A 10818-nucleotide genomic window follows, 5' to 3' on the forward strand; every position below is an offset into this window, starting at 1 on the left:
GAAGATCGTCAGAATTGTCTTACGCATGTCGTGTCTCCTTGGGGTTTACGATGACGACCAATCACGCCCGACGTCGTCCGTTCCTATGCTCGTTGGTTTTGAGGCACCGCCACTTCGTCGAATCGTTCTGCGAGAGCGTCGAGCGCTGCGCGCATCTCCGGTCCTTGCATCGCTGCGCCGTGTCCGGTCACGACGATCTCAGGAGCAAGCGCGGCAAGTTCGCGCACTGACGCCTTCGCGCTCGCCCAGTCCGGCGTGAAATACATCGGAGGCCCATGCATCTCCGGGCTCTGCGTCATCGCCGCATAGACAGACTCCTGCCGCGTGGTGATGAAGGCGTCGCCGGCGATCAGCACGCGGTCGCGTTCGCGCCAGAGCGAAATGTGGCCCGGCGTATGCCCAGGCGTGTGGATCCAGCGCCAATCGGGCATGAAAGGCACGCTGTGGTCGCAGGGGAGGTCGTAGAGTTGCGACGCGACATTCACCGGGCTGGTCGGAAACAGCGGAGAAAGTCGCGCCAGCAGCCCGCCACCGACGCTGGGATCTGCCGGCGGATAGCTTCGTGTGCCGTCGAGATAAGGATGCTCGCCGTGATGCGAATAGACCGGCACCTCCCATTCGTTCGCCAGCGTCTCGAGAGCGGCGACATGATCGAAATGAGCGTGCGTCATGATGATGCAGGCGGGGCGACCATGTCCGCCGAAGCGGGCGCCGGCTGCGGAGCGGATGGCCTTCGCCGAGCCGGCAATGCCGGCATCAACCAGAACCCAATTGCCGTCGCCGGCCCCTTCGAGTCCGACGAACATCACGTTGACGATGACCAGTTGCCGATAGGCGACATCCGCGACGATCTGCCGGGTGTTGTCGTTGCGATCGAGATCGGATTGGGCGTGTTCGGCTTCCGCCGATGTGGAGAGGGGAATTTGGCTCATGTCCTGTCTCGATGCATTCAACTATCTCTCGATCGTGCCCATGCGTCTGATCTTCTGCTGAAGCAGCATCACGCCGTAGAGCAGCGCCTCCGCCGTCGGCGGGCAGCCGGGAACATAGATGTCGACCGGCACGACACGGTCGCAACCGCGGACGACGGAATAGGAATAGTGGTAATAGCCGCCGCCGTTGGCGCAGGACCCCATCGAGATCACGTAGCGCGGCTCCGGCATCTGGTCGTAGATCTTGCGGAAGGCGGGAGCCATCTTGTTGGTCAAGGTGCCTGCCACGATGATGACGTCGGATTGCCGCGGCGACGCCCGCGGCGCAAAGCCGAACCGTTCGGCGTCGTAGCGCGGCATCGACATCTGCATCATCTCGACCGCGCAGCAGGCCAGCCCGAACGTCATCCACATCAGCGATCCAGTTCGCGCCCAAGTGATCAACTCCTCGGCAGAGGCCGTGAAAAATCCCTTGTCCGCGAGGTCATCGCGGATCTGCATGAAATACGGGTCCGACGAATTGTCCGGCTGTCCGTGTCCGGGACGGGCGTTGAAAAGATTGCTTGCAGGTGGGGACCCGTCGACCATCATTGTCTCGCTGTGCGGTTGCCACTTCGCGATGCCGCTGGACGTTGCGGAGAACCGCCGGTGAAGTTGGGCGTTCCTGGCGCCGAAGATCCATTCGGCTTTTGCCATCACAGGTTAACGCCGGGTCCTTCGGCGGAACATGCGTCGTGGCGGCCGGGCCCCTCTGGCAATCACCCTGGTCTCGTTAGGAACAATCGCCTGCGCTCCCCGGTTGCGGCAACGAAGCCAGTCAAACGGAGGATAGGAAAATGGCTAACGAAGCCCGCGATACGTTCGTGGTGGGACTACGCAATGCGCATGCGATGGAAGTGCAGGCGCGCGAGTTGATGGAACGCCAGTCGGAGCGGCTGGATGAGTATCCCGAGGTCAAGGCGAAGGTCACGATGCACCTTCAGGAGACCAACGAGCAGCTCAAGCGGCTGGAGCAGTGTCTCCAGGCTTGCGGGGAGAGCACGTCCAGCCTGAAGGATACGGCGCAGTCGGTGATGGCCAACATGATGGCGATGGCGCATTCGGTCGCGGGCGACGAGATTCTCAAGAACACCTTCGCCAACAACGCGTTCGAGAATTTCGAGATCGCCGCGTACAAATCGCTCCTGGCGCTCTGCGGCCCCGCCGGTGCGCCGGAAGCCAAGCCGCTGCTCGAAGCCTCGCTGAAGGAAGAGCAGCGCATGGCGTCCTGGATCGACTCCAATGTCGAGAAGGTGACCATGGAGTACCTGACGCATCAGCGCCAAGCGGCCTAAGTCTCAGCGTTCCGCGTCGCTATCTCGCCACCGGCGCCTCAACGCGTCCGGTGGCTTTGCGCGCGCTCAGCGGGGTCATGCATCCGAGCGATAGGAACGATCGCCTTCCTCCGGCTTTGGCTGCTCATGACGCACATTATCTTCAGCGACTATCGCAACCCCGCCGCCGAGCAGGCCTACGAAATCGCCTGGGACTTCCTGGCGCGGACCGGCGCCATCCGCGATGAATTCGAGGCCTGCGTGTTCCTGGCGCAGCGTATCACCATGATGGTCGAGGAAGGCCTAGACAACCGCATTCGCATGGCCAATCGCGCGATCTCCGAATATCAGCACCACATCGATGAGTCAGATGAGTTCATCCGCAGGGGCGGTCGGCGTGCTGGAGGGCACTGAGCGCCGCTGGGATGAGGCTGCGCGAACTCACTCTTTCGCTTCGTCCGTGATGATGTCCCCGAGCTTCTGCCAGCGCTGGCCGTCGAACTGCACCATCTGGAACTGCTTGTTGACGCGGTAGTCCGTCGGACTGGTCGTGACCGAGATCCCCGGCAACGTCAGGTCGAGTTCGACGTTCTTCAGGCTGCCCGCCTGCCGCATGACGTTCTCGCGGGTGAGGTCGTCGCCGCACTGCCTCAGCACCTGCACTAGGAGCTGAGCGGTGATGTAACCGTAAACGTTCAGGTTCGAATCCCTGTCGCCGTCCGGGTAGTACTTCGCCATGAAGGCGAGATAGCGCTTCATGCCTGCATCGTCCTTCCATTCGGGATCAGCGGCGTCCTTGACATAACCGACGCTCACGATGCCCTTGGAATTTTCGAGGCCTGCCGGCTTCAGCACAGCGCTGACCGAGGAGGCATTGATGTCGATGATGTGGAGCGGCTTCCAGCCGATCTCGGCGACCTTCTTGATCGCCTGAGCTGCCTGCTTCGGCGTGGTGGCGCTGAACAGCACGTCGGCCCCGGCATCCTTCAGCCGCAGGATCTGTGAGTCGATGGTCGGCTCGTTGATCTCGTAAGACGTCTCGGCCACGACCATCTTGGCTTTGTCGCCGAGGCCGGCCTTGAGGCCGGCGAGATAATCCTTGCCGAGGTCGTCGTTCTGGAAGAGCACGCCGATCCTGGCGTTCGGATGGTTCTTCAGAATGTACTGCGCATAGATCCGGCCCTCGACGAGGTAGGAGGGATTGAAGCCCATGGTCCAGGGGAAGTTCTTCGGATCGGTGAAGCGCGCGGCGCCGGTTGCGGCGAACAGCTGCGGGATCTTCTTCGCATTGAGATATTTCTGCACGGCGACGTTCGGCGCTGTGCCGATGATCTGGAACGTCAGGAGAACCTCGTCGCTTTCCACGAGCTTGCGGACCTGCTCCACCGTCTTCGGCGGCGAATAGGCGTCGTCATACTGGATCAGCTCGACCTTGCGGCCGTTGACGCCGCCCTCATCGTTGATCATCTTCACATAGGCGGCCTGGGTCTTGCCGATCACGGCGTAGGCCGAGGCAGGCCCGCTCAGCGGAATGGTCTGGCCGACCTTGATGGCGCTGTCGGACGCGCCGGCATCGTATTTCTTCTGCGCCTGCGCGGCCACGATCGAGAGCGTGAGAACGAGCGCGGAGACCGCGATGCGTTTGACCAGGACGTGTTTCATACCCGATTTCCCCTCTTACTCGCCTTTGAGCCCGGCATCGCGGATCAGCTTGGTCCACTTCTGCGTCTCGTTGTCGATGAATTCGCCGAACTCGGCCGCGGAGCCGGGTCGCACCTCGAGTCCTTGTGCGGTCAGCTTGTCCTTGATGGGTGGCTCGGCGAGCGCGCGCAAAACCTCGGCCTGGAGCTTGTCGACGACGGCACGTGGTGTCGTCGCCGGCGCCATGAAGCCGTACCAGCCGGCCGCAGCGACATTGGGAAAGCCTTGTTCGCGCAAGGTCGGCGCCTGCGGGTACAGTGCGCTGCGCTCCGGCGAGGCGACGCCGAGCACGGTGAACTTGCCGCTCTGGATGTAGGGCAGCGCGGTCGGCAGCGCCGTCAGCGTGGCGTCGACGCGGCCGGCCAGCAGCTCGGTGTAGGAGGCGGCATCGCCCCGGAACGGGATGTTGAGGCCCTTGACGCCGGCGTCCCGGAAGAGGAGCTCGCCGGCAAGATGCGGCTGCGAGCCGGCACCAGGGGAGGCGAAGGTGAGGCCGTCCGGCTTCGCTTTGCCGTAGGCGATCAGTGCGGGCAACGTCTTGAACGGCGCATCCGCGCTGATGATCAGGAACAGGGGCGCTACGACGACCATTGCGACAGGTTGCAAATCCTTGCGCTCATAGGTCAGCTTGCCGAACAGCGCTTCGGCGGTGGCGTAGGGGGCCGCGACATAGAGAAAGGTGTAGCCGTCGCCCGGCGCATGGGCGACCAGGTCGTTGGCGATGCGCGTCCCGGCGCCCGGCTTGTTCTCGACGATGAACTGCTGACGCAGACTGCGGCCGAACTCTTCGGCGAGCAGGCGCAGCGAAATGTCGTTGGAGCCGCCCGGTCCGTAAGGCGAGATCAGCCGCACCATGCGCGAGGGCCAGGCGTCTTCGGCGCGTGCCGTGAAGCTCGAGCTGGCTGCAACGCTTGCTGCGATGGTGCCTAGCACGGTTCGGCGTGTGACCTCGAATCTTGCCACTGTGTGGTCCTCCCTTGATTTTCTTGGTTTGTTGTTGGACTTGCGACGTCAGATCACCCTGCGTTGGGTAAGCCGTTCGATCTCGGCCTCCGAAAGACCGAGCCAGTCGCGGTAGACCTCGCGATTGTCCTGGCCGATGTCGCCGGCGGCGTGGCGCAACCGCGTGGGATCGACGGTGAAGCGCGGGACCGCGTTGGTCATGGCGACCGTGCCGAAATCCTTGTCGGGGACGCGCGTGATGGCTTCGCGCGCGTGCACTTGCGGGTCGCCGGCGATCTGGTCGATCGAATAGATCGGTGCGAGCGTGCCCTGCGCAGCGTTGAAGTTCGCAAGGACCTCGGCGAGCGGGTGTGCCGCGCACCAAGCGGCGAAGATATCGTTGAGTTCAGTGGCGTGCCTGACGCGCTGGCCGTTGGTGGCGAAGCGCGGGTCGTCGATGAGGTCGGGACGATCGATCGCGCGGCAATTGGCTGCAAAGAGCGCATTGGTCGAACCTGCGAGCGTCACCCAGTGATCATCACTGGTGCGAAACACGGCCGCGGGGGCCGAGTAGCCGTTGGCGTTGCCGATGCGGCCGCGGACGGCGCCGAGCTGGTCGTGCTCGATCGCGAGAACGTCGAGCAGCCGGAAGACCGACTCCGTCAGCGCCAGATCGATCTCCTCGCCTGGCGCATCGGGGTCACGTGCGCGCTTCCACAGCGCCGTGAGCACGCCGACCGCGCCGAACAGGCCGCCGATCGAATCGCCGATCGGATATCCCGGATGGGTCGGCTCGCCATCGCGCTCGCCGGTGATGTAGGTGAGCCCGCCCATGGCTTCGAAGATCCGGGCGAAGCCGGGTCGCTCGCGGTACGGCCCGTCCTGTCCGAAGGCGGTGGCGCGCAGTATGACGAGGCGCGGTTGAATCGACCACAGCACCTCCTTTGACAACCCCCAGCGATCAAGCGTACCCGGACGGAAATTCTCGATCAGCACGTCGAAGCGCGGAAGAAGCTGCTTGAACAGCGCAAGCCCATCCGGCGTCCGCAAATCGAGCGTGGCGAGCTTCTTGTTGCGGTTGGCAGCCTTCCACCACAGCGGCTTGCCGTCCTTGAACGGCGGAAACGACCGCACGCCGTCGCCTTGCCCGGGCATCTCGAGCTTGAGCACATCGGCGCCGTAGTCGGCCAGCAGGGTGGCGGCGAATGGCGCGGCAATGATCGTCGCGATGTCGAGAACCTTCAAACCTTCGAGCGGGCCAGCCATGTCATTCCCTTGCGCTTATGATTTTCTCGTTTTGCGAGGCGGCGCGGCTGGTGCCGTCTGTCCGACAATGGTGCGGATGCTGTCGGCAAGCGCTGCGATGCGCGGCCCGATCTCGCGCTCCAGCTGCCCCGGCTCGAGCCGGAAGGCCGGAATGCCGCAATTGATCGAGAAGGACTGCCCTGTCTCGCTTGCGTGAAACAAGGGGGCGGCGACGGCGTGGATCGAGGCCATGTACTCGCCCCAGCAGGTGCAGAAGCCGCGGCTGGCGCATTGCGCGAGGCCGGCGCGGTACTTGTCTTCGAAGGCCGCCCACAACTCGGAATCTTCCGCGGCAATGCGCCGCTCGAGTCCTGCGGCGTCCGCCGCCGGCAAGGTCGCCGCTGCGGCGCGGCCCATCGCCGTCATCACGACCGGAATCGGCATGCCGATGTCGGGAACGTGGGGGCCGACGTCGCCGGACCGCGCGGTTTCGACGTAGATCATCGAGGTTGCGTCGAGCAGTCCGATCGAGACCGTGCCGCGCACGCTCTGCGCCAGCTCTTGCATCATCGGACGCGCGACCTGGCGGAATTGCATGTCGGCGAGCAGCGGATGCGCCATCCGCAAGGCACGTGCGCCGACGCGGTATTTGGCGCGTTCTGCGTCGTAGCGAAGGTAGCCGAGCTCGGCGAGTGTGTGCGTCAGCCGCGCCACCGTCGGCCGCGGAATGCCGGTGAGCGTCGACAGCTCCATGTTGCCGAGCTGCGTTGCGCCGGCCCTGAAGGCTTCAAGCACGACGAGGCCCTTGGCCAGTGTCGTTGCAAACGCGGCGTCATCCGCGCTCTCGGCAAGCACTGCCGCGGCGGAGGAGGAGGCAAGGGCTGGTTTTGATGCGGTTCGAGCCATACGGGTTTCATGCACCCGGCTGCACTATTTGTCCAATAGATTCACGAAATCTGTATTTGTGTCCATTATGCGGACGCGCGCGGTTTTCGCGGGCGGGCTCACACGCGCGGGGAAATGCGCCGTCGCGCACAGATTTTTGTCGCGATTCCGTGGTGTCTCGTGACAGGATTATTACGAATAGATGTCACGTCGATTACAGCGGAGCGAATTCATGTTGCAGTGGCAGGCACGGTCAAATCCCCTCGCGTGGTGGTGGGGGTCTCTGACGCTGGTCAGCGCTGCCAACATCCTCGTCTGGTTCATGTTGTACCGCGAGTTCTATCCGACCGTTGCCGGCAGCGTCAGCGGCGGCTCGGATATCGGCCTGATGTTCCTGCTGTGCGCCGGCTATGTGTTCGGCTGCGCCTTCCGCTCGGTGCTGCCGCGCGCCGACGTGCAGCGCATCTGTCTGTTCGATACCTGGCTGTCGAGCGTGTTCGTCGGCCGCACGGTCGCGACCGTTGCCGAACTCTGCTTTGCCGCGCAATGGGCGATCATCCTGCATCAGCTTGGTCAGATGACCGGCGCGGAGACCGCGGTGAACATCGCGCTTCTGATCGTGCCGATCATCGTCATCGCGGAGTGCTTCTCCTGGTACGCGGTGGTGACGACCAACTTCCTCTACAATGCGATCGAGAATTCGCTGTGGGCCGTGACCTTCTTCCTCGCCGGCATTGCGCTGTGCCGCTTGATGCCGGAATTCCAGGGCGTGGTGCGCTGGGCGCTGATGTCAGGCATCGTCGGCATCGCCTGCTTCCTCGCCTTTCTCATCACGGTCGACGTGCCGATGTATCTCAGCCGCTGGCGGGCAGGGCACGCCGAGGGCAACGAGTTCCTCGGCTTTTTCGAAGGCCTGCGTGACGTCGCGACGCGCTGGGTCGTGACCCACGACGTCGCGCATTGGAGGGGCGAGCTGACCTGGATGTTCCTGTATTTCAGCGCGGCCGTGTGGTCGAGTCTCGCGCTCTGCGCGCTCTACGCCATGGAAGGGTATCTGGCGCGCTATCTGGCCTGAGCGATCAGGCTTCGCCGAGGTCGACCTCGGTCAGGATGCCCTGGCGCAGCGCCAGCCGCACAAGCTCGATGTCGGAGCCAACGCCGAGCTTGTCCTTGATTAGCGAGTGCAGGTTCGCCACCGTCTTCGGGCTGACGTGGAGCGTCTCGGCGATCTCCTCCGTCGTGTTCTCGGCGAGCAGCAGCCGCAGCACCTCGAATTCGCGCGGCGTCAAGACGTCAGCGGCCGAGCTCTCGCCGCTGATGCGGCTCAGCGCAAGCTCATGGTCGATGTCGGGGCTGATGGCGATCTTGCCGGCGAGCACGTCCTTCACCGCGCGCACCAGCGTCTCGGGCGGACTCGTCTTGGTGACATAGCCCCTCGCACCAGCGCGTATCGCCTGCACCGCAAAGCCGGCATTCTCGTGCATGGTGAAGACCAGGATCCGCGCGGCCTTGTCCCATTGCCTGATCCGTCTGACGGCCTCGATGCCGCCGATGCCGGGCATGCTGAGGTCCATGATGACGAGATCGGGCGCCTCGGATTTGTACAGGCGATAGGCCTCCGCGCCGTCGGCGGCCTCGGCGACGACGCGCAGCCCCGGTTGCTTCTGGAGCACGGAGCGATAGCCCTCGCGGACAACGGAATGATCGTCGACCAGCAGGATGGTCGCCTCGGTCCCGCTCATGCCGCGTGGTCCAGCGCAGGCCGATCGGCGGATGCGAGCGGAATGAACACGCGCAGCGCCGAGCCGTGGGCGCCAGACTCAAAGCTCAGCCGGCCGCGAAGCGCGGCGACGCGCTCGCGCATGCCAAGCAGGCCCATGCCGGATTTCGCCGCGGCATCGTTCGGACGGCCGTCGTCCTCGATCGCGAGCGCGATCTCGCTGTCGGCCGTGGTCAGATGCAGGCTGACCTTCGTGGCGCCGGCGTGCTTGGCGGCGTTGGTGAGAGCCTCCTGCACGATGCGATAGAGGTTGGCGCTGACGGATGCGGGCACGCTTTCGAAGGCACCCTCGAACCGGATCTCGAAGCGCGGCTGGCCACGGCTGCGGCCGTTCCAGCCCGACACCAGGCCTTCGAGGCTCGCGACGAGGCCGAGCTCGTCGACGTCGGGCGGCCGCAGCCGGAACAGTGCGCCGCGCAGCGTCTCCATCATGCCGGTCGCGGTCCGGGCGATGCCGTCGCACTCTCCCAGCAAGTCCGGGCAGTCCTGCGCCGCGGTCTGGCGCGCGGAGGCGGCGAGCGCGCGGATAGCCGCGAGCGACTGGCCGAACTCGTCGTGCAGCTCGCGCGCGAGATGGCGGCGCTCCTCGTCCTGGAGCGCGATCAGTTTGCGCGTCAGCTCGTTGCGTTCGGCAAGTGCGATGTCCAGGCTTTCGGCAAGGTGATTGAAGACGTCGCGGATGGCCGAGAGCTCGGCGAGATCGAACGGCGGCAGCCGCGTCGTGAGGTCGCCGGCGGCGATGCGCTCGAGGCCGTCGCCGATCATCCGGGTGGGGCGCAGGGCGCGGGCGAGGGCGGCATAGACCAGCGCGCAGAGCAGCGGCAGCGCGATCGCAAGCGCGATCGTGAGGCGGCCGGCCTCGTGCCAGGCCTCCGCCGTCTGCACGGCCGGATCGACAGTGACCACGGTCTCGCCGAGCTTGGCGCCGCGCACGATCACGGGCCGCGCCGCCTCGCGACCGGGGTCGAACAGGCTGCGATAGAAGGCGGTAAAAAGCTGCGGCGGCGGGCTCGCGGGGGCCGGCGCGCCGCTACAGAATCGCTGGAGCATGTCGCCGCTCGCGCCACGGAAGCCAAGACACAGGCCGGGCGTCATGACGTAGGCCGACACCGGATCGAGGTTGGGGAAATCCGAGCGCGGGTTGGTCCCCCATTGCATCTTGCCTTGTTGCAGCTCCAGCGACTTCGCCACGATGGCTGCGATACCGTCGATGCGCGCATGCGCGGCGCGGTCGGCTGCGATCAGGAAATAGGCGGAGATCGCCGCGAAGCAGGCGGCTGATATCCCGGCCACCAGCAACGTCAGACGGACCTTGAGATCGAATCTCGGGCGGTTCCACATCGGCTTGCACCTTGTGCGAACGGGCTTGTTGCCCCGCATTAAAGGGCAGAACGCTGGCGGCGGGAAGCGTTCCCGCCGTGCCGCAATGCAACGTCGTGAAATTTTCCCGGCATTGGTCGGGACCGCCACTGCTGCATGGCCTTGAGCGCCCCGTCCAGATTTGCGCTGCCGCTCATCCCATGGGGCCCATCCATGCATCGATCCCGGTTGATTCTCTCTGCTTTTCTTCTCTTTGGCCTGTCTTATTCGCCGGCCTGCGCCCAGGCCGCCATTGGCGTTGCCATGGACGATTTCAGCTATACCGACACGTCGGGAGAGCCGACCAACCAGACCGCCGCCCATGAGCGGCGGCTGGCGGCCTTCATGGCCGCGCTCCGGCGGGATATCGGCGAGGCTGGGCGCTACCGGCTGGTGCAGTCCGCTGAAGACGGCGCGGCGTTCAAGGTCATCGGCGGCATCCAGAAGACGAGCACGCTGGTGCAATGGGCCAAGGTCGCCGTGATCGACGTCAGCGCCAAGAAGCTCGCGATGGATAAGCTCTACTCCTTCCGCGGCGACAGTGACGAAGCATGGGAGCGCGCCGAGATATTCCTGTCCCGCGAGATCATGGCTGCGCTCGGCACCCAGGCGCCGGTCGCGCTCGCCGTGTTCGACTTCGAGCTCGAGGACGTGACGGCAG

General features: G+C 64.8%; 12 protein-coding genes. 4 read left to right on the forward strand and 8 right to left on the reverse strand.

Features of this window, described 5'->3' with window-relative positions; translation table 11 throughout:
- Nucleotides 1-83: 83 nt before the first annotated feature.
- Together SE91_RS11725 and SE91_RS11730 are read right to left on the reverse strand one after the other, a co-directional pair.
- Nucleotides 84-932, reverse strand: a complete 849-nt coding sequence (locus SE91_RS11725; RefSeq protein ID WP_061847710.1) for an MBL fold metallo-hydrolase — start codon at nucleotides 930-932, stop codon at nucleotides 84-86.
- A gap of 21 nt (nucleotides 933-953) precedes the next feature.
- Nucleotides 954-1520, reverse strand: a complete 567-nt coding sequence (locus tag SE91_RS11730) for a NuoB/complex I 20 kDa subunit family protein (RefSeq protein ID WP_502687134.1) — start codon at nucleotides 1518-1520, stop codon at nucleotides 954-956.
- Between the two features lie 248 nt (nucleotides 1521-1768).
- Between SE91_RS11730 and SE91_RS11735 the strand changes: the two genes are divergently transcribed.
- Nucleotides 1769-2266 carry a ferritin-like domain-containing protein gene (locus SE91_RS11735; RefSeq protein ID WP_008548951.1) on the forward strand — a complete coding sequence of 166 codons (498 nt, stop codon included), beginning with the start codon at nucleotides 1769-1771 and terminating at the stop codon, nucleotides 2264-2266.
- Between the two features lie 126 nt (nucleotides 2267-2392).
- Nucleotides 2393-2659, forward strand: coding sequence for a hypothetical protein (locus SE91_RS11740; RefSeq protein ID WP_082813709.1), 267 nt, complete (start codon nucleotides 2393-2395; stop codon nucleotides 2657-2659).
- Between the two features lie 27 nt (nucleotides 2660-2686).
- Here the strand turns inward: SE91_RS11740 and SE91_RS11745 are convergent, their stop codons facing one another.
- The 4 genes from SE91_RS11745 to SE91_RS11760 are packed head-to-tail and all read right to left on the reverse strand — an operon-like array spanning nucleotide 2687 to nucleotide 7039.
- Nucleotides 2687-3907 carry an ABC transporter substrate-binding protein gene (locus SE91_RS11745; RefSeq protein WP_061847711.1) on the reverse strand — a complete coding sequence of 407 codons (1221 nt, stop codon included), beginning with the start codon at nucleotides 3905-3907 and terminating at the stop codon, nucleotides 2687-2689.
- Between the two features lie 15 nt (nucleotides 3908-3922).
- Nucleotides 3923-4909, reverse strand: a complete 987-nt coding sequence (locus SE91_RS11750; RefSeq protein ID WP_061847712.1) for a Bug family tripartite tricarboxylate transporter substrate binding protein — start codon at nucleotides 4907-4909, stop codon at nucleotides 3923-3925.
- A 48-nt stretch (nucleotides 4910-4957) separates the two neighbouring features.
- Nucleotides 4958-6154: a CaiB/BaiF CoA transferase family protein gene (locus SE91_RS11755; protein WP_061847713.1), complete on the reverse strand. Its 1197-nt coding sequence runs from the start codon at nucleotides 6152-6154 to the stop codon at nucleotides 4958-4960.
- 15 nt (nucleotides 6155-6169) lie between these two features.
- A complete protein-coding gene (locus SE91_RS11760) occupies nucleotides 6170-7039 on the reverse strand; it encodes an IclR family transcriptional regulator (RefSeq protein WP_060736335.1) in 870 nt (289 codons plus the stop codon).
- A gap of 211 nt (nucleotides 7040-7250) precedes the next feature.
- Here SE91_RS11760 and SE91_RS11765 point away from each other — a divergent pair, with 211 nt between their 5' ends.
- Entirely contained in the window at nucleotides 7251-8093 is an 843-nt protein-coding gene (locus tag SE91_RS11765) for a hypothetical protein (protein WP_061847714.1), read from the forward strand.
- Nucleotides 8094-8097: 4 nt separating this feature from the next.
- On the opposite strand, the gene SE91_RS11770 is transcribed toward SE91_RS11765, so the two are convergent.
- Both SE91_RS11770 and SE91_RS11775 read right to left on the reverse strand, forming a co-directional pair.
- Complete coding sequence (locus SE91_RS11770; RefSeq protein WP_061847715.1) at nucleotides 8098-8760, reverse strand: response regulator; 663 nt, start codon at nucleotides 8758-8760, stop codon at nucleotides 8098-8100.
- Nucleotides 8757-10139 (reverse strand): sensor histidine kinase, encoded by a 1383-nt coding sequence (locus SE91_RS11775; RefSeq protein ID WP_061847716.1) that lies wholly within the window; start codon nucleotides 10137-10139, stop codon nucleotides 8757-8759. Before SE91_RS11775 ends, SE91_RS11770 begins: the two co-directional genes overlap by 4 nt.
- Before the next feature lie 192 nt (nucleotides 10140-10331).
- Here SE91_RS11775 and SE91_RS11780 point away from each other — a divergent pair.
- The coding region (locus tag SE91_RS11780) for a DUF2380 domain-containing protein (RefSeq protein WP_156489982.1) at nucleotides 10332-10818 on the forward strand (487 nt) is incomplete at its 3' end.

It is taken from the genome of Bradyrhizobium sp. DOA1, assembly GCF_001593325.1.
Classification (GTDB): Bacteria; Pseudomonadota; Alphaproteobacteria; order Rhizobiales; family Xanthobacteraceae; genus Bradyrhizobium.